This is a genomic window from Seohaeicola sp. 4SK31, from assembly GCF_028802875.1.
In the GTDB taxonomy this organism is placed as follows: domain Bacteria; phylum Pseudomonadota; class Alphaproteobacteria; order Rhodobacterales; family Rhodobacteraceae; genus Seohaeicola.
Window position 1 is genome coordinate 1 of sequence record NZ_JARAMP010000019.1, and the last position, 19,090, is coordinate 19,090.

A 19,090-nucleotide genomic window follows, 5' to 3' on the forward strand; every position below is an offset into this window, starting at 1 on the left:
ATTGGAGACGATCCACCACCGAAAACCATCATGAGGCGCAATGCGTGACCTCGGAGAGAACCATGACCCCGAACGGACAGATCGCTAGCCCACTTGACATAGCCGCAATCAGAGAACCGTTTTTGTTGCAGATGCCCCCTTCACGGCCGGTGTGCATGTGATGGGTGGCGCTCCCGGCACGCGCGAAACGGATCTGCTGGCTCCGGACAAGACCGTGCAGCAGGTGGACGCGCTGGTTTTGTCAGGTGGGTCCGCATTCGGCCTTGATGCCGCGTCAGGGGTGGCGGATGCCCTGCGGCAGATGGGGCGGGGTTTCCGCGTTGGCGCGCAAATTGTGCCCATCGTGCCCGCGGCGATCCTGTTCGATCTGAACAATGGCGGTGCCAAGGAATGGGAGCAGAATCCCTACAATGCGCTTGGCCGTCAGGCGCTGGCCAATGCGGCGACGTCTTTCGACATCGGCAGTATTGGCGCAGGGACGGGCACGATCACCGCCAACCTGCGCGGCGGGTTGGGATCTGCGTCAGTCGTGCTGCCCTCCGGCCACACGGTCGGCGCACTGGTTGCGGTCAATGCTTTGGGATCGGCCACAGTTGGGGAAGGTGCGCATTTCTGGGCCGCTCCTTTCGAGATGGGCGATGAGTTCGGCGGGCATGGCGTGGCGCATCACTACCCCGATCCCCATATTGCCGTGACCAAAATTGCCAGCCATGCCAATACCACCATCGGGATCGTCGCCACGGATGCCGATTTGACTCAGGCGCAGTGCACGCGCATGGCGACCGCCGCCCACGACGGTTTCGCCCGTGCGATGGTGCCTGCGCATACACCGATGGATGGCGATCTGATCTTCGCCGTCTCGACCGGAGCGCGGCCTTTGGGGCACCCGATCATCGACACGCTGGATCTGGGCCATGCCGCCGCCACCTGCATGGCGCGGGCCATCGCGCGCGCGATCTTCGCTGCCGCAACCTTGCCGGGCGATGTCAAACCCAGTTGGCAGGCCCGCCACGGCAAATAGCCGGATCAAGCCGCCTCTTCATCTTGGCAGAACTCCTCAGAGCACCAAAGCGCGCTTACCCAAGCAGGCGGCGGACCATGGTGCTGTCCGCATCGGCCAATGCGTCGATCACATCGAAGTGGTGCTTGCCCTCGTCCACCACATGCCCGCACCCCCAAGCCTCGGCCAGCCAGCGCGCCTGATCCAGAAAGACCGGACGCTCATCCGCGCCGACCCAGACGGTGACGGGAACGGGCAAACGTTCGACCGTCAGGGCGGGGCTTTCCGCGATGGCCGTTACCTCATCCAGTTTGAAGTCGGCATTCATGCTGGTGCGGAGCAGGGGACGCAGGTCGGACACAGGTGAGATCGGCATGACATGTCGGAGCCTTGCTGCGACCGCTTCGGGAAGCAGGCCGGGTTGCAGCATCCGTGCCACAAGATGCCCGCCCGCCGAATGCCCGGCCAGTGTCACAGGCCCGGCGACCATACCTGCTGCGGTCGTGACCGCTTGGGCAATCTGACGCGTGATGTCGGCGATCCTCACCTGCGGGCAAAGGTCATAGGACGGCATCACTACGGCCCATCCATGGGACAAAGCCCCCGCCGCCAGATGGGACCAGACGCTTTTGTCAAAGCGCAACCAATAGCCGCCATGGACAAAGACCATCAGACCTTTGGGCGTGCTGCCCGGATGAAACAGATCGAACCGCTGGCGCGGACTGTCGCCATAGGGCTGGTCCAGATCGGCCAGTCCCTGCTCCAGCAAACCTTCCCGCAAGGCCGCCGCCGCGCGCTCCCATCGGGGCGGAAAGTCAGCCGCGCCCGGTATGTAGGCGGCATTGGCATAGGCATCGTCAAGCTCGGCCATCGGTATTCTCCCCTCCTGCTCTGGACAAGAGTAGCCCCAGATGGTTTGCCTATGCCATATGTGAATTGGAGGATACGCCATGCTGGACAGCAAGACAGACCTGAAATCGCTGCTCAAGGACCCGTCGCTGCTGGCCGAACAGGCCTATATCGGCGGCAAATGGGTGGACAGTGCCAATGGTGCCATTTTCGAGGTGACGAACCCCGCGCGCGGAGATGTTATCGCCCGTGTCGCGGACGTAACCCGCGCGCAGGTGGCCGAGGCGATCAAGCACGCGGAAGCCGCGCAAAAGGAATGGGCCAAACAGACAGGCAAGGAACGTGCCGCGATCCTGCGCCGCTGGTTCGACCTGATGGTCGAGAATACCGATGATCTGGCGGTGATTCTGACCGCCGAACAGGGCAAGCCGCTGGCCGAGGCCAAGGGTGAAATCGCCTATGGCGCCGCTTTCATCGAGTTTTTCGCCGAAGAGGCCAAGCGCATCTATGGCGAGACGATCCCCGGCCACCAGCGCGACAAGCGCATCACCGTCATCAAGCAACCCATCGGGGTGGCCGCGTCGATCACACCGTGGAATTTCCCGACCGCGATGATCACCCGCAAGGTGGCCCCCGCTCTGGCCGCCGGTTGCGGCTTTGTCGCACGGCCTTCCGAGCTGACGCCGTTGTCGGCGCTGGCCATGGGTGTGCTGGCGGAACGCGCCGGTATTCCTGCGGGTGTTCTGAACATTGTGACAACCACCGATGCGTCCGAGACCGGCAAGGAGTTCTGCGAAAACCCCACCGTGCGCAAGCTGAGCTTTACCGGATCGACCAATGTGGGACGCATCCTGTTGCGTCAGGCTGCGGATCAGGTGATGAAATGTTCGATGGAACTGGGCGGCAACGCGCCGTTCATTGTGTTTGACGATGCCGATCTGGATGCCGCCGTCGAAGGTGCCATCATGTGCAAGTTCCGCAACAACGGGCAGACCTGCGTCTGCGCTAACCGGATCTATGTGCAGGCCGGTGTCTATGATGCCTTCGCCGCCAAGCTGAAAGACGCGGTGGCCAAGCTCAAGGTCGGGGACGGGCTGGAGGCGGGCACCACCTTGGGTCCGCTGATCAACCCTGCAGCCATCAAGAAGGTGCAAACCCATGTGGCCGATGCGACATCCAAGGGCGGCACGGTGATCATGGGGGGCGAGGCTCTGCAAGGCCCGGGCAATTTCCTGACACCGACAATCGTGACGGGGGCGACCCGCGACATGCTGGTGGCCACCGAGGAGACCTTTGGCCCCTTTGCGCCGCTGTTCAAGTTCACCGATGTTGATGAGGTGATCCATCTTGCCAATGACACGATCTTTGGTCTGGCGGCCTATTTCTATGCCCGCGACCTGAGCCGGGTCTACAAGGTGGCAGAGGCGCTGGAATACGGAATCGTCGGCGTGAATACCGGCATCATCTCGACCGAGGTGGCGCCTTTTGGCGGGGTCAAGCAATCGGGTCTGGGTCGCGAGGGCAGCCGCCACGGGATCGAGGATTACCTTGAGATGAAATACATCTGCATGGCGGTCTGACGGCAGGTCATCAGATCGACGACAAAGGCGGGCCGCGCATGGCCCGCCTTTTTTACATTCATCCCGCCGCGATCAGGCGACCCAGTCGCGCCAGACCGTCCGCGATCATCGCTTCGGTCGGGCTTGAGAAGTTCAGCCGGGTCGTGTTGCGTCCTGAACCATCAGGGAAAAAGGCAGCGCCAGGGACGAAGGCCACTTTTTCTTGCGCAAGCGACCGCTCCAGAAGCGTGGCGCCGTCCATCCCCTCCGGCAAGGTAACCCAAACGAACATGCCACCTTCGGGCTGGGTCCATGTCACGCCCGCGGGCATGTGCTGCGCCAGTGCCGCCAGCATCGCATCGCGCCGCGCGCGATACAGGGCGCGCACGCGGGTCACATGGCCATCAAAGCCCTGCGCCACGTCCAGCATCGCGATCTGGTTCAGCGTGGCGCTGTGCAGATCGCCGGCCTGTTTCAGCAGCACCATCTGACGGATCACCGGGGTCGCAGCACAGACCCAACCCAACCGCAGACCGGGCGAAAGGGTCTTGGAGAAACTGCCGCAATAGATTGTCCGGCATGCCTCGATATCGCCTTTGCGGGCGATCTCCAGCGCGAGGATCGGCGGCACAGGCTCTCCGTCATAGCGGAGCGCCTGATAGGCGGCGTCCTCGATCACCGCGCAGTCAAGGGCATCGGTCAGGTCCAACAGCGCTTCGCGTCCGGCGCGGTCCAGTGTGACGCCGGTCGGATTGGCGAAATCTGGTGACAGATAGGCGAACTTGACGCGCCCCCCGGTGGCAGATGCCGCTTGTGCGTAATCGGCGGGGGCGCGGTTGCTGCCTGCGTCCAGCCGGTCATAGCGCGGCTCATAGGCGTTGAAAGCCCCCAGCGCCCCCAGATAAGTAGGCCAGCCCACCAGCGCGGTATCGCCAGGTGACAGGAACAGCTTGCCCAGATAATCCAGAGCCTGTTGCGACCCCGAGGTGATCAGGATGTTGTCACGTCCGCAGGCAACACCAATCGCGGCCATTTGTCCCGCGATCCAGTCGCGCAGGCCAGCGTGGCCTTCGCTGGCCGAGTATTGCAACGATTGTGCGGCCCGACCGTCGGACAGGGCGCGGGTCAGGGCAGCTGCGAATTCAGTCGCCGGAAAAAGCGAGGGGTCAGGGATCCCCCCTGCAAATGAGATGATGCCTGGCTGATCCAGCAGTTTCAGAAGCTCGCGGATCTCGGAGGCTTTCATGCGCGACGCGCGGGTGGCGAAAATCTGGGTCAGCGACATCGGGTCCTCCTGCCTGTTCGCGTCGCAAGCTGGCTTGGCGGTTTCCTTCCGTCAATATAGGGCAGCAGGTCTGACATGAATCGTGAAGGATTGCGCTTGCGGCACCTGATGCCTATCTGGCGGGGATGCAGGGTTGCGCCACCTCTTGGCAAGGCCCGTGAAACACGGGTTTTCCATGACGCCTTTCACTGCCTATGCCACGCTTTTCTTCAGCGCATTTACATCGGCCACGATCCTTCCGGGCTCGTCAGAGGCTGTTCTGCTGGGATTTCTTGTGGCCGGTGTGGGTGACCCTGTCACGCTGGTCGGTGTTGCAGTTGTCGGGAACCTGCTGGGCTCGATCCTGACCTATGCGATGGGTCGCTATGCGGTCGCGTTTCGGGACAAACGCTGGTTTCCCGTTTCCCCCGCTCAATATGATCGCGCGCAGGCATGGTATGACCGATATGGCTGGTGGTCACTGCTGATGGCCTGGGTGCCACTGGTTGGGGACCCGCTGACTGTTGTGGCCGGGGCTATGCGGGCCAGACTGGCGCTGGTGATCCTGCTTGTCGGTCTTGGCAAGTTCGGCCGCTATGTTTTCGTCGCGGGCGGCTATGCGCTGTGGTCCACATGAACGAAAAGGCCCGCGGGCTTTCATCCGCGGGCCAGTGCGTCAGGGCAGAGGGCGTGCCCTTCAGTTGACGGCTTTGGCGTCAACGACGTCCTTGTCGGTGCCATGGTTGGCAGCGGAGCTTGCAATCTGGATCCGGCGCGGCTTGAGAACCTCGGGGATCTCGCGCACGAGATCGATGTGCAGCATTCCGTCAGCATGAGTGGCCCCTGTCACGCGCACATGATCGGCCAGCGTGAAGCGCCGTTCGAACGCGCGGGTCGCAATCCCACGATGCAGATAGGTCCGCGTCTCTTCCGCTTCATCAGCCTTGCGAGCGGCGACAACCAACGCATTCTCCTTGACCTCAACGGTCAGGTCATCAGCGGCAAAGCCTGCCACGGCGATCGAGATGCGATAGGCGTTCTCGGCGGTCTTTTCGATGTTGTAGGGCGGATAGGTCGGCTGCGGCAGGTCGCTGGCGAATACGCGGTCCATCAGGTCTGCAATCTGGTCAAAGCCGACGGTTGCACGGTAGAGCGGTGCAAGGTCAAAGTTTCGCATGGGTCATCCTCCATCTGAGCGATACCGTTTCATGCCTTCCCTCAAGGGACAGGCGGTCAGGCGAGGCCCTCTTGTGGCACCCCGCTCATTCAGATGTGGGTAGCGTTTCTCACGCTTTCAAGATCATGAAATACGGGTTGCGATCAGCGTTCAGGGACGCACGAACTTGGCCCCGGTATCGCGTTGCACGCCGCCCGGCGTGACCCGGTTCACATCCGGCGACGCATGGAGGAACACGCCGTCTCCGGCGGCCAGTTGCGCCTTGAGGCGGCTGAGCGGTTCCTGCAACTGTGTGCCCAACGCGACCTTGGTGCCGCGCACCTCGGCTTTGGCGGACACGACCGATACGATCCGCACGCCGTCCTGGCCAAAGGAAAAGATCGGCGCGCCGGAGGATCCGAAATCGACCGAACAGGACATGATCAACACGCCCTCCTGTTGACCCATCACCCCGCACATTTCCTGCAAGGAGGGCGCATCGGCGCGGTCATAGGCATAAGAGACGACACCGACACGATCACCTGTGCGGGGACGGACATCGGTTTCGAAGGGCACGACCGACGTGGTGCGGATCGGTTGCTGCAATTCCAGCAGGGCCACGTCATTGCGCACGCGGGTCGATACGACATCACCGTCAAAGGAGTAGTCCGGATCGATGACCGCCCGGCGCACCCACCGATAGGCTTCGGCACGACCATTGCGCCAACCGGCCCGGAATTCGATCTTGCCGTGATCGATCCTGTCACCCGTTGCCTTGTCAAACAGGCAATGGGCTGCTGTCAGAACAAGGTCTGGCGCAATCAAGGCCCCGGTGCAGAAGCCGCGCCCGTCGATGTCCAGCCGACCGACAGCTTCCCAGCCGCGTGTCTGGTCACCCGTATCCAGACGGGTAAGGCGTGCGTCCTGCGCCTGCGCTGTTCCAAACATGACCACCAAAACAGTGCACATCAGGCCGGTGGCCAGTGTCAGTCCGCGTCGCATCGCATGTCCCCTAAATTCACCACCAGAGATAGGCGCAGATTAAGGCGAAAATGCGTCACGGGTCAGCGCAGAATCGGGACTTGTGGTGGTCTTTTTCCCGGCGCGCTCAGGGCCGGCGGTTGCGGGCCACCCGTCGCCCAATCCAGAAGCTCGACCGTGTGAACGATGGGAATCTGCGTGGCAGATCCGATCTGCATCATGCAACCGATGTTTCCGGCGGCAATCAGGTCGGGATTGCGTGCCTCAAGCGTCTGGACCTTGCGGGTCTTGAGCTGTTTCGAAATCTCGGGCTGCATCAGGTTGTAGGTCCCGGCTGATCCGCAGCACAGGTGGCTGTCGGCGGGTTCAACCACGGTGAAACCCGCGCGCTTGAGCAGATCCTTGGGGAAGGACTTGATCTGTTGACCGTGCTGAAGTGAACAAGCCGCGTGATAGGCAACCGTCAGGCCCTTATCCTCGCCCTTGGGCAGATCGAGGGTCATCAGGACTTCGGACACATCCTTGGCGATCGCCGAAACCCGCGCCGCATCCTCTGCCAGATCGGTATTGCGGAACATGTGACCGTAATCCTTGACCGTCGTGCCGCAACCGCTGGTATTGATCACGATGGCATCCAGACCGCCGCGATCCATCTCAGTGACCCAGGCACGGATGTTGCGGGCGGCCGTGGCGTGGCTTTCCTTTTCCTTGCCCATGTGATGGGTTAGCGCTCCACAGCAACCCTGCCCTTCGGCAATCACCACATCGCAGCCATGTCGTTGCAACAACCGGATCGTGGAATCGTTGATGTCCGTATTCAGTGCCCGTTGCGCGCAACCCGTCATCAGCGCCACACGCTTGCGCCGTGTGCCCTGCGCCGGGAATGTCTGCGGGTCATCATTGCGGCTGACGGGCGGGATTTCTTTCGGGGCCATTTCCAGCATGGCGCGCAAGCGGGCATCCGGCATCAGGAAGGCAAAGGGCCGCCCGATCTTGGCCCCCAGAAGGGCGACGCGAAACCGCATTGGATAGGGCAGAACCCGCGCCAGCACCCAGCGCAGCAGCCGATCAGACAGCGGGCGTTTGTAGTTGTCTTCGATATAGGCGCGGGCATGATCAACCAGATGCATGTAATGCACACCCGAAGGGCATGTGGTCATGCAGGCCAGACAGGACAGGCAGCGGTCGATATGCTTGACCGTCTTTTCATCCGGCACCCGGTTGTTCTCCAGCATGTCCTTGATCAGGTAGATCCGGCCACGCGGGCTGTCCAACTCATCCCCAAGCACCTGATAGGTGGGGCAGGTCGCCGTGCAGAACCCGCAATGCACGCAAGACCGCAGGATCTGGTTCGACCGCGCGATGGCCGGGTCCTTGAGTTGTTCGGGCGTAAAGGTCGTCTGCATGTCAAATCCCCGCCAATGCGCGCAAAAGGGCTGAAAGTGCGATAAGAAGAATGACAGCCACAAGGGCATAGCCCCAGACTGGCAGGCGCGGCCCAAGAATCCGGTGTGTCAGATGGGCCAGTGCTGCGAGTGCGACGCCGGGGGCGGCCATCATGGCATAGGTACTGGTCAGCCCGTCATCCTGCTCCCCTCCTGACGCGAACCAGAGCGCGGCGAGTAGTGCCGCAGAGATACCGATACCCAGAGCCGCCTGCCGTCCCGGAGGCAGCAGACAAAGGGACAAGGCCACCACCACGGGCACGATGATCAACACGATCATGATGCGGCGGCCCGGAGGGGATCGGTCTCGGTCGCAAAGATACCGCGCGGATCGAACTTGGCGCGAAGACCCGCAGAGAGCGCAGCCAGAGATGCCGTTTCGGGCTGTTCCAGGGGAAACTTCGCCAAGGTCGAAGCATCGGCCCGCACTAGCGTTGCATGCCCCTGAAACGGCGCAATCCGCGCACGAAGATCTATCCCCGGAGCCATGCGGAGCCAGATCAGCCCGCCGCCCCAATCATAAAGCACCGCCTCAGCCCCGGCACGGGCCACGATACCGGGCGCGTCCGTCGGTTTGACCGAGATGCGCCAGATATCACCCTCTCCCGCGTGGAAAGGGGCCACATCGCGGATATCGGCCCAGCGTTGCGCGCCTTCCTCGATCTCGCCGCCCAGCATCTCGCGCAATTGCGCAGCGCGATAGGTGACGGATCCGGCGAAGCCCTCGATCCTGAGGAAAGTCCCCTGCCCCGGCCAATGCGCCGCACCGGTCACCTCAAAGGGCGAAGCCAGCGCCTGCGACATGGCCGTGACCGCCGCCGCATCGTTCAGCCCTTTCAGGACCAGCGTCACTGACACTTCGGGCAGGGGCAGGACCTTGAAGGCAACCTCGCTCAGAACGCCCAGACGGCCACGCGATCCTGCCATCAGTTTCACCAGATCATAGCCGGTCACGTTCTTCATGACCCGCCCGCCATTCTTAAGGATGCGCCCCGCACCATCGACAAACCGCACGCCCAGCAGGAAGTCCCGCGCCGCCCCCACCTGTATGCGGCGCGGACCGCTCACATTGGCGGCAACCACGCCCCCGATCGTCGGCGTCCCGCTGGTCCCCAGCAGGCCGCGATGATCCATCGGTTCAAATGGCAAACGCTGACCTTCGGCGGCGAGGGCCGCATCGATCTGTTCCAGAGGCGTGCCGGCCTGCGCCACAAGCGTCAGAGATCCGGGTTCGTGCAGGGTGATCCCCGAAAGGCCACTGGCCGACAGAAGGGTCGCATTGCCCATTGGCACCACTGACCTCGTGCCCCCGCCGATGATGCGCAGAGGCTCCTTGGTCGCGGCAATCACTTCGGCCAGCTCGGCCTCGCTTTGTGGTGTGATCATCTTCATCGTTCCCAAAATACTCCGGGGGTCCGGGGGCAGCGCCCCCGGCACTGGATCAGGCCGCGCGGCGCGCTTCGGATGCAGCCAGAGGGAACACCTTGGCCGGGTTCAGCAACCACTGCGGATCAAACACGTCCTTGACCGCCATCTGGATATCCAGATCGTCGGGTGCGAATTGATTAACCATCAAATCGCGTTTTTCGATCCCCACGCCATGTTCGCCGGTCAGGCAACCGCCCACTTCGACGCAAAGCCGCAGGATGTCGGCACCGAATGCCTCGCACAGTTCCAGATCACCGGGCTTGTTGGCATCGAACAGGATCAGCGGGTGCATGTTGCCGTCGCCTGCATGGAAGACGTTGCCAACGTCCAGACCGTATTCCCTGCTCATCTCACCGATCCGGCGCAAGACGTAAGGAAGCTGGCTAACCGGAATCGTACCATCAAGGCACATGTAATCGTTGATCTGCCCCATGGCGCCAAAGGCCGATTTGCGACCGAGCCAGATCCGGGCACTTTCATCGGCAGATTTGCTTTCGCGCAGTTCGACCGGATTGTGTCGCCGGGCAATGGCAACGATCTTTTCAAGCTGCTCGTCGATCTCGGCGTCCGAACCCTCGACCTCGACGATCAGCAGCGCCTCGCAATCAGGATAACCCGCCTTGGCAAAAGCTTCGGTCGCGCGGATGCAGGGGCGGTCCATGAACTCGATCGCGACGGGCAGCACGCCCGCCTTGATGATGTCAGAGACACATTCGCCCGCCACCTCGTTGCTGTCGAAGCCCATAAGGACGGGCCGCGCACCTTCGGGCTTGCGCAGGATTCGCAGGGTGGCTTCGGTCACCACACCCAGTTGGCCTTCTGACCCGCAGATTACGCCCAGAAGGTCCAGGCCCGGAGCATCCAGATGTGCTCCGCCAATCTCGACCACGGTGCCATCCATCAACACCATCGTCACACCCATCAGATTATTGGTCGTCACCCCGTATTTCAGGCAATGCGCGCCACCCGAGTTCATCGCGATATTGCCTGCAATGGCGCAGGCCAACTGGCTGGAGGGATCAGGCGCATAGAAGAAATCGTTCTCCTGCACAGCGCCGGTCACGCTCAGGTTCGTACGGCCCGATTGCACGCGGACAAAGCGGTTCTCGTAATCGGTTTCAAGCACGGCATTCATGCGCGCCACCCCAAGGATCACGCAATCCGCCGTCGGTAGCGCACCCCCCGCCAATGAGGTGCCGGAACCGCGCGGCACTACCGGCACGCCCATCTCGTGGCAGATTCGCAGGATGTCCGACACTTCCTGCGTGGTCGAAGGCAGCACCGCCACCATGGGCGGGCAGCGATAGGCCGTAAGGGCATCACATTCATAAGCGCGGGTTTCGGCCTCAAGATGGATGACCGCATCGTTTGGCAGGACGTTCAAGAGCCGCTCGACAAGCCGGGGCTTCTTGGCCAGAATCGCGGGATTCGGGGTCGGCATGTCCATCGGGGCGCTCCTCCTGCGTATTGGTAAGAAAATATAACCAATTTATGCCATATGGCAAGTCCTCATCTGACAGTCTAGGAGAGCATCATGACATGGATGGATCGCCTTGGATTGTTCGGGCCGCTGGATCTGGCGGGTTTGACACTGTTGTTCACTGGCTGGCTGTTGATCGGATGGCGGATCGAAGCCAAGGGCCGATGGCGTCCGTCCGTCTCGATCCTGATGGCAGAGTATCGGCGCGACTGGATGCGAATGATGGTCATGCGCCAGACGCGGATTTTCGATGCGCAGGTTCTCAGTACATTGCGGCAGGGTGCGTCCTTCTTCGCTTCGGCCACAATGATCGCCATCGGCGGCGGTTTGGCCCTGATCGGCAATGCAGAACGTTTGCAAGGTGTGGCAAGCGACCTGACGATGACCAGCGATCCGATCTTTGTCTGGGAGGTGAAGCTGCTGGTCACGCTAATCTTTCTTTCCAATGCCTTTCTGAAATTCGTCTGGTCGCACCGCCTGTTCGGCTATTGTGCGATCCTGATCGCTGCCGTGCCGAACGAAGCGGATGATCCCTATGCCTTGCCCCGTGCGGCAAAGGCGGCCGAGGTGAACATCTCCGCTGCGCGCAGTTTCAACCGCGGACTGCGCTCGGTCTATTTCGCGTTGGGAAGCGCGGCATGGGTGCTGGGTGCCTGGCCTTTGATCATCGCCACCGTGATCACACTTTCGGTTCTCTGGCGGCGCGAGTTCGCGTCGCAATCGCGGGCTGTGCTGATCGCTGACACTGATGGAAGCCGGCACACGCAGACGTGAGGGCGCTGAGGGTCAACGTCCTGTTAGTGTTTCGGAATGAGTATCTCCCGCAGCACAAGCCCCGCCATCGCCCTTCTGGTCGCCTGCCTGCCCGCCATGGCGGAGCCGCCGCAAATTCTGGACGTGGAGACTGGCCTTGCCGGGATGGGGTGGCGCTTTGATGTGACGCTCTCACATCCTGACAGCGGTTGGGACCATTTTGCCGATGGATGGGAGGTGCTGGATGCGGCAGGCAATCGCCTTGGCTATCGCGAGCTGTTCCATCCACATGTCGATGAACAACCCTTCACGCGAAGCCTTCGCAACGTGATGATCCCCGATGGCACGACCGAAGTGTTCATCCGTGTCCGTTGCAACCGCGACAACTGGTCCGGCGCCTTGCACCCTGTGGCGTTGAAACGCTAGGGATCAGCGGCGTCCTTCACGCAGCCAGGCACCGACAATCAGACCCGACGCCAGAAGCAGTACCAGCCAAGCAGGCAGCAACGGGGTCTGCCGCAGGTCGCGGGTTTCGAAAGCCTCGCGAGGGGTCAGGCCGATCCAGCCGCGCCCTGCTGCGGGACGTCCCTGGCTGACATTGCGGATAGCAGGGATGCCATCGACCAAAGGCAGGACTCCACCACGCAGCGAGTCGATGGCGGGCTGCATCACCTCGCCCGTGGCAATGGTCTGCTCGAATTCGCGCGGCGCAGCGGGTCCAAGTCCTATCACTGAGGACTGATCGCCATCCGTCAGACGGTAAAGTCCGATCTCTGGTCCCTCATAGATCGCTTCGAACCGTCCGGGGCTGACCTCGGTCAGGGGCAGTTCCACTTCGTCGCCGCTTGGCGTTGTCACCGTGACTGGCCCTGCGCCGTCTTCCAGCGTGCGGCGAATGATCCGCATCGTCTGACCCGTGGGTTCGGCCCAGATCGCCTCTTCCTCAAGCTCGGGTTCCTTCATCATCCAATGGGCCAGTCGTCGCAGCAATTCCAGTTGCGGGCCGCCCCCTTCATAGCCGCGATCCCAGAGCCACGCCTGATCCGACGCCAGAAGCGCGATACGGCCCTCATCCACACGGTCAAGGATCAGCAGAGGTCGATCCTCTACACCCGACATCACGACATTTCCACGCTCTGTCTCAAGGTCGATCTGACGGAGCCACCGACCCCAGGCATCCTCGCCCTCGGGCGCCAGTCCCGCAGTCACCGGATGCCGTTCGCCCAGATCGGTAATCTGGGGCACGAAGCCCTGTTCGATCACGCGGGCGGTGGGGCGGGCCGGCAGGACCGTGGACAAGGGCGAGCGATACAGCGACGCTGCGGTCGCAAAGTCCGGTCCGGCGGCCACCAGTACAGCCCCACCGTTGCGCACATAGGCGGCCACGTTTTCAAGATAGAGCGAGGGCAGAATGCCGCGCCGTTTGTAGCGGTCGAAGATGATCAGGTCGAAATCCTCGATCTTCTCCATGAACAACTCGCGCGTGGGAAAGGCGATCAGCGAGAGTTCCGACACGGGCACGCCGTCCTGCTTGTCTGGCGGGCGCAGGATCGTGAAATGCACAAGATCGACCGAACTGTCGGATTTCAGCAGGTTGCGCCATGTCCGCCCACCCGCATGGGGTTGACCGGACACCAGCAGGACACGCAGACGGTCGCGCACCCCGTTGATCTGCACCAGCGCCGTATTGTTGCGGTCGGTCAACTCGCCCTCAGCCTCGGGCACCGTGAACTGGATCACGTTGCGCCCACCATGCGGCAGCGTGACGGGAAGGTCGAAGGTGCGACCAATCTCGACCTCGTAACGCTGCGGTTCTCCGCCATCGACCGAGATTTCAAGCGGCGCGTTGGTCATGCCTTCGGGCACGGCCCCCATATCCTCGATCCGCAGGGACAAAGTCACAGGCTCCCCGAGGATGGCAAAAGCCGGAGCGTTCTCGATGATCAGACGGCGGTCCCAATCGTCTGGCAGACCCGTGTGCAGCAGATGCAGCGGTGCCGGGAGATCCGGCGCGCGGTCCATATCGTGAATGCGCCCGTCGCTGAGCGCCACGATCCCTGCAATACGGCCACGCGGCTCCTGCGCCAGAGCTTCGTTCAGGGCGGTCATCATCTGCGTGCCGGTATCGCCTTCCCCATCGGGCACTTCGATGCGGCGCACCTCCGTATTGGCGCGAGCAGCCAGTTCGGTTTCCAGCCTGTCCGCCGCCTCAACTGTGCGGACTGCACGGTCGCCCAGCGCCTGACTGGACGAGCCGTCCACCAGCATCAGCACGATGTCGGACAGAGGGGTGCGATCTTCCTCCTGCCAGCCGGGGCCGGTCAGGGCGGCGAGCACCACTATCCCCGCAAGCAGTCGCAACGGCCAGCCGGACAAGCCGCGAACCAGCGCCAGCAAGCCGGCAACCACAACGATCCCGCCCAGAACCGCCAGAACTGCCCAGGGCAGCAATGGGTCAAATATGATCTGCCCCGTCATTGGCCCAACCTGTCCAGAAGTGCAGGCACATGGACCTGATCGGATTTGTAGTTTCCGGTCAGCACATGCATCACCAGATTGATACCGAAACGAAACGCCAGTTCCCGCTGCCGTTCGCCCCCGAAGCCACGCCCGACGGGGTAAAGCGCATTGCCGCGGTTGTCGATCGCCCAGGCTGCGGCCCAGTCATTGCCGCCGATCACAACAGGTGTGACCCCGTCATTGAGATTACGAAACGGCATCCCCTCGATCTGTTCGGCATCGGCAGGGGCGGCTTCGACCCAGACGTCACGGGCCGTATGGCGGCCGGGAAAATCCTGCAAAAGATAGAAGGTGCGCGTGATGACGTGATCCTCGGGGATCGGCTCCAGCGCGGGAATGTCCAGTGAGGCGGCCAGTTGTTGCAGCTTGCGTCCATTGGGGCTGGCTGCGCCGAAACCGGCCACATCTGCGTCGCGTGTATCGAACAGGATCATGCCACCCGATCGCAGGTAACGGTTCAGTTTCTCATAAGCTTCAACCGAAGGAGTCGGCTGATCCGGAGTGATCGGCCAATACAGAAACGGAAACAGGCCAATTTCGTCAGTTTCCAGATTGACGGCCATCGGTTCGCCAGGTTCGACCGAGGTGCGGAAGAACAGTGTCTCGGACAGGCCGCGCAAACCAGCTTGCGCCATCTCGTCCAGTTGGCGGTCGCCCGTCACGATATGCCCCAGTTTCAGTTCTGTCGTCGCGGCTATGGCAAAGGCATCATCGGCCAAGGCATCGCGCGGCATGGCGGACAACGCCGCCACGACGATCACCGCGGCCCGCGCGCCAAGCAAACGACCCGACAGCGCAAGCGAGGCGATCACGTCAGCCAGCAACAGGGCTAGGGCACCTGCCAGCAGCCAGCCCGCCAAAGGGGTTTCCGCCGGTCGGGACAACCCTTCCACCGGGATACGGGACGGCCAGCTTGCAGGTTCCAGCACGGTATCCGCCGACATCGTGTTGCGTGCGATGCGGCGGTCGCCACCATCGTACAGACCGGGGCGCAGGTCAGGGCCGAGCGAGTCGGAGAGAAGCGCCGCACCATCAACGCCAGGCAGGGTCTGCGCATCCTGCACCCGGCCTGCGCCATCCAGAACAGTCACGGGTTGCCACGTCGTGCCTTCCATATCCTCGGCATCCAAACCTTGCCCCAGTGAGGATACCGCGAGACGATCCAGCATCCGCACGAACAAGCCAGAGAGCGGAAGACTGGACCATTCCGCATTGGCGGTCACGTGGATCAGCACGACCTGCCCTTGTCCGACGGGTTTGCGTGTTACCAAAGGCGTGCCATCGGTCAGTTGCGCGATCACACGGTCGGCCAAGGTCGGGTCGGGCTGCGCCATGACCTGCGCGGTCACGGTGACGTCATCCGGGATCGGGAGGCCGAAAAAGGGGCTGTCCTCGCTAAAGGTTGCCAGCGTCTTGGGATCGCCCCAACTCATCGCGCCGCCAACCGTGCGACCACCGGCCCGCAAACGGACGGGCATAAGGGGATGCTCCTCGGTCCGGCTCACCTCGCTTGCAGCAAGGCGGGGGCCTGCAAAGCGCAGCAAAAGACCGCCAGCTTCGGTCCATTCCATCAACGCGTCTTCTTCGGACGGTGACAAGGTTGCCACATCGGCCAGAATGACGACGTCGGGATTGGCCGGCAGCACATCGGCCAGACCACCCTCCAGCAAATCGGCGTTTGGTGCCAAGGCCTGCCGCAGGTAATGCAGCGGAGACAGCAGTTCCAGCCCCTCGCGGTCATCGCGCCCGGCAATCAGCGCCACTTCACGGCGGCTGAGGCTGTCGTCGGACAGCGCCACAGCACCGGCGCTGCGGATGCCTTCGATCTCGAAACGTGTGATTCTGGCACGCAATTCCGCAGGCAGACTGGCTTCGGTCAGGGCTTCAGTCTCGCCCGCCTCGAAACGCAGCGGCAGCGTAGTCAGGATACGCGGTGTCCCGGAAGGGTCCAGACCATGCGCCGCGATCGTGAATTCCTGTGCACCACCGGCCGCAGCCCGTCTTGCCGCCAGTTGCAGCACACCATCCTGATAGACAGCGGGCAAAAGCGCCACGGGTGTACGACCCGACGCAATCACACGCACCGGGCCATGAGATTCAAGCGCCTCCAGCATAGTGTCGCGGCCATCCATTGTCAGACCGTCCGTGAACCAAAGCGTCTCGAACCCGCCTTCTGGCAACAATTCAACTGCGCGGGCAATCATGTCGGAGGTGGCTGTCCACGGCTGCGGGGCCAGCCCTGCGATGCGAGATCGCCACAGATCTGCGGACTGAAACGCGGCCTCCTCGGGGGCAGTCAGGCGCAAGACGGCCGCTGTGCGTCCCTCGCGTCCGGCTTCTGCCAGAAGCCGATCGGCCAGCTCGGCACGGCTGGTCCAGTCCTGCGCTCCCGGCCAGCCGCCGTCCATCACGATCAGAACCGGGCCCGTGCCCGGCTGACGATCCTGCTGCGGATTCAGGACAGGGCCCGCCAAACCGACGATCACCGCCGCCACAGCCAGCATCCGCAGCAACAAGAGCCACCAAGGCGTGCGGTCCGTGACGCTGTCATCATCCTTGAGGCCCAGCAGCAAGGCTACGCCGGGAAAGCGGCGGCGGATCGGTGCGGGCGGGACCGCGCGCAAGATGATCCAGAGGATCGGCAGCGCCAAAAGCCCCAGCAGCAACCACGGGGCCGCAAAGCCTATGGGACCAAGCATCATGTCCCAGCCCCCCGTTCCAGCGCGCGCCAGATCCACAGCAGCGCTGATTGCGCCGAGGCATCAGTGTGATGGCACTGATATTGCCAACCGGTCGCGGCGCAGAGATCGGACAGTTCCGCCTTGCGTTCTGCCAGCCGTTCCAGATAGCGCCCGCGCAGATCACCAGCCTTCAGGGTTTCATGGGCCAATGTGCCGCCCATGCTCTGGAAAATCGTGCGGCCTTGAAAGGGGAATGCTTCTTCGGTGGGGTCCAACACTTGTAGAAGAATACCACGCACACCACGATCAGCGGCTTTGGTCAAAGCAGCCTGCACGGGGGCAATATCCGAAAGGAAATCAGACACAAACATGGCCCGCGCCTGCGGAATCATCGCCCGCGCTTCGGGAATGCCATAGTCGGTTTCGTCATCGCGGCTGAGCATTTCGGCGAGGCGCAGAAGTTGAGCATTGCCCCGGCGCGGAGGCAGGGTCGTGCCGGTCAGACCAACCCGTTCGCCACCGCGGACCAGAAGCACCGCGACCGACAGTGCCAATAACCGGGCACGATCGGCCTTTTCAGGCAAGTTAGGGTCTGATGTGAAACGCATCGAAGCGGCCTGATCGACCCAGAGCATCACACTTTGCGCGATTTGCCATTCCCGTTCGCGCACGAATTGGGTGTCGCCTCGTGCGGAGCGGCGCCAGTCGATTGTCCGGACCGGATCACCCTGCTGCACTGGCCGGTATTGCCAAAAATCATCCCCCTGTCCGGCGCGGCGGCGACCATGTTCGCCCAGCAGCACGGTGCCTGCCAGATGCTCGGCCCGCGCCAGAAGCGGGGGGAAGCGGGCGGCCTCGGCCTCGGCTCTTGCGCGCAGGGTCAGGGGTTGGGTTTGTGTCACGCCGCCGCCTCGATCCGCGTGATGCGGGCGGCGGTGTCGGTGATCAGGCCAGTCAACGTATCGCCACGGGCACGGGCGGCGAAGTTCAGCGCCATCCGATGCGTCAGCACGGGCCGCGCCATCGCGACCACATCTTCGACAGAAGGAGCAAGCCGTCCTTGCAGCAGCGCCCGCGCCCGCACCGTGAGCATCATGGCCTGCGCCGCACGCGGACCGGGACCCCATGCCACGGTCTGACGCACACGGTCATCAGCTGTGGCATCATCGGGGCGGAAGGCGCGGACCAGATCAAGGATCGCTTCGACCACGGCGTCACCCACGGGCATCCGCCGCAGCAGGGTCTGCGCCGCAAGCAATTCGCCATCGGTAAAGACCTGATGTGCCTCTTCCTCGGCCACGCCTGTGGTGGCGATCAGAATATCCCGCTCGGTTGCGCGGTCGGGATATTGCACGTCGATCTGCACCAGAAAACGGTCAAGCTGCGCTTCGGGCAGCGGGTAAGTGCCTTCCTGTTCGATAGGGTTCTGCGTTGCCAGCACATGGAACGGCGTGCCAAGCGGGCGATCCTGCCCGGCGACGGTGACGCGGCGTTCTTGCATCGCCTGCAACAGCGCGGATTGCGTGCGCGGGCTGGCGCGGTTGATCTCATCCGCCATCAGAAGCTGACAGAAGATCGGGCCTTCCACGAAACGAAAGGCACGGCGGCCATCTGCATCGGTTTCCAGCACCTCGGACCCAAGAATGTCGGCAGGCATCAGATCAGGCGTGAATTGCACGCGGTTGCCATGCAGACCCATCACGGTCGACAGGGTTTCCACCAGACGGGTCTTGCCCAGACCCGGCAGACCGATCAGCAGGCCATGCCCGCCGCACAGCAGCGCCGAGAGCGTCAGGTCCACGACCTGCTCCTGCCCGATGAAACGGCGCGTGATTGAGGAGCGGGCCTGCGCCAGCTTGTCCTCAAGCGCCTCGATACCGGCAACCAGATCGGCGTGATCGGACATGGCAATCCCTCCTTTGAACCCTAACTTGTTATGATGATAGTATCGCGCGAAAGGGAAATGGCAAAAGC

At 62.7% G+C, this 19,090-nt stretch carries 16 protein-coding genes and 1 pseudogene; 5 read left to right on the plus strand and 12 right to left on the minus strand.

The window, feature by feature from the left end:
- Positions 1 to 115: 115 nt before the first annotated feature.
- A pseudogene (locus PVW27_RS15415) lies at positions 116 to 1,021 on the plus strand (P1 family peptidase); the annotation flags it as partial.
- Positions 1,022 to 1,076: 55 nt separating this feature from the next.
- Here PVW27_RS15415 and PVW27_RS15420 read toward each other — a convergent pair.
- Entirely contained in the window at positions 1,077 to 1,871 is a 795-nt protein-coding gene (locus PVW27_RS15420) for an alpha/beta hydrolase (protein ID WP_274559256.1), read from the minus strand.
- Between the two features lie 79 nt (positions 1,872 to 1,950).
- Between PVW27_RS15420 and PVW27_RS15425 the strand changes: the two genes are divergently transcribed.
- Positions 1,951 to 3,429, plus strand: coding sequence for an NAD-dependent succinate-semialdehyde dehydrogenase (locus PVW27_RS15425; protein ID WP_274559257.1), 1,479 nt, complete (start codon positions 1,951 to 1,953; stop codon positions 3,427 to 3,429).
- A 58-nt stretch (positions 3,430 to 3,487) separates the two neighbouring features.
- Here the strand turns inward: PVW27_RS15425 and PVW27_RS15430 are convergent, their stop codons facing one another.
- Positions 3,488 to 4,693: an aminotransferase-like domain-containing protein gene (locus PVW27_RS15430; protein ID WP_274559259.1), complete on the minus strand. Its 1,206-nt coding sequence runs from the start codon at positions 4,691 to 4,693 to the stop codon at positions 3,488 to 3,490.
- Positions 4,694 to 4,868: 175 nt separating this feature from the next.
- Between PVW27_RS15430 and PVW27_RS15435 the strand changes: the two genes are divergently transcribed.
- Positions 4,869 to 5,309, plus strand: a complete 441-nt coding sequence (locus PVW27_RS15435) for a YqaA family protein (RefSeq protein ID WP_274559261.1) — start codon at positions 4,869 to 4,871, stop codon at positions 5,307 to 5,309.
- A 60-nt stretch (positions 5,310 to 5,369) separates the two neighbouring features.
- On the opposite strand, the gene PVW27_RS15440 is transcribed toward PVW27_RS15435, so the two are convergent.
- The 6 genes from PVW27_RS15440 to PVW27_RS15465 form a co-directional block, all read right to left on the minus strand.
- The gene (locus tag PVW27_RS15440; protein WP_274559262.1) at positions 5,370 to 5,849 is read right to left on the minus strand and encodes an Hsp20 family protein; all 480 of its coding nucleotides are present in this window, start codon (positions 5,847 to 5,849) and stop codon (positions 5,370 to 5,372) included.
- A 150-nt stretch (positions 5,850 to 5,999) separates the two neighbouring features.
- Positions 6,000 to 6,830, minus strand: a complete 831-nt coding sequence (locus PVW27_RS15445) for a trypsin-like serine peptidase (RefSeq protein ID WP_432762055.1) — start codon at positions 6,828 to 6,830, stop codon at positions 6,000 to 6,002.
- 62 nt (positions 6,831 to 6,892) lie between these two features.
- The gene (gene glcF, locus PVW27_RS15450; protein ID WP_274559264.1) at positions 6,893 to 8,215 is read right to left on the minus strand and encodes a glycolate oxidase subunit GlcF; all 1,323 of its coding nucleotides are present in this window, start codon (positions 8,213 to 8,215) and stop codon (positions 6,893 to 6,895) included.
- Position 8,216: 1 nt separating this feature from the next.
- On the minus strand, positions 8,217 to 8,534 hold the full coding sequence (locus PVW27_RS15455) for a hypothetical protein (RefSeq protein ID WP_274559266.1): 318 nt from the start codon (positions 8,532 to 8,534) through the stop codon (positions 8,217 to 8,219).
- A complete protein-coding gene (locus tag PVW27_RS15460; RefSeq protein ID WP_274559403.1) occupies positions 8,531 to 9,637 on the minus strand; it encodes an FAD-binding protein in 1,107 nt (368 codons plus the stop codon). Before PVW27_RS15460 ends, PVW27_RS15455 begins: the two co-directional genes overlap by 4 nt.
- A 58-nt stretch (positions 9,638 to 9,695) precedes the next feature.
- The gene (locus PVW27_RS15465; RefSeq protein WP_274559268.1) at positions 9,696 to 11,129 is read right to left on the minus strand and encodes an FAD-linked oxidase C-terminal domain-containing protein; all 1,434 of its coding nucleotides are present in this window, start codon (positions 11,127 to 11,129) and stop codon (positions 9,696 to 9,698) included.
- An 87-nt stretch (positions 11,130 to 11,216) separates the two neighbouring features.
- Here PVW27_RS15465 and PVW27_RS15470 point away from each other — a divergent pair, with 87 nt between their 5' ends.
- Together PVW27_RS15470 and PVW27_RS15475 are read left to right on the plus strand one after the other, a co-directional pair.
- Positions 11,217 to 11,936, plus strand: coding sequence for a DUF599 domain-containing protein (locus PVW27_RS15470; RefSeq protein WP_274559270.1), 720 nt, complete (start codon positions 11,217 to 11,219; stop codon positions 11,934 to 11,936).
- Between the two features lie 36 nt (positions 11,937 to 11,972).
- Entirely contained in the window at positions 11,973 to 12,341 is a 369-nt protein-coding gene (locus tag PVW27_RS15475) for a hypothetical protein (RefSeq protein ID WP_274559272.1), read from the plus strand.
- A 3-nt stretch (positions 12,342 to 12,344) separates the two neighbouring features.
- Here the strand turns inward: PVW27_RS15475 and PVW27_RS15480 are convergent, their stop codons facing one another.
- From PVW27_RS15480 to PVW27_RS15495, 4 genes are read right to left on the minus strand one after another with little or no spacing between them, the layout of a single operon-like run.
- Entirely contained in the window at positions 12,345 to 14,393 is a 2,049-nt protein-coding gene (locus tag PVW27_RS15480; RefSeq protein ID WP_274559273.1) for a hypothetical protein, read from the minus strand.
- A complete protein-coding gene (locus tag PVW27_RS15485) occupies positions 14,390 to 17,137 on the minus strand; it encodes a DUF4159 domain-containing protein (RefSeq protein WP_274559275.1) in 2,748 nt (915 codons plus the stop codon). Before PVW27_RS15485 ends, PVW27_RS15480 begins: the two co-directional genes overlap by 4 nt.
- Positions 17,134 to 18,018 (minus strand): DUF58 domain-containing protein, encoded by an 885-nt coding sequence (locus PVW27_RS15490; protein WP_274559277.1) that lies wholly within the window; start codon positions 18,016 to 18,018, stop codon positions 17,134 to 17,136. Before PVW27_RS15490 ends, PVW27_RS15485 begins: the two co-directional genes overlap by 4 nt.
- Positions 18,015 to 19,022, minus strand: a complete 1,008-nt coding sequence (locus PVW27_RS15495; protein WP_274559279.1) for an AAA family ATPase — start codon at positions 19,020 to 19,022, stop codon at positions 18,015 to 18,017. Before PVW27_RS15495 ends, PVW27_RS15490 begins: the two co-directional genes overlap by 4 nt.
- Between the last annotated feature and the right edge of the window lie 68 nt (positions 19,023 to 19,090).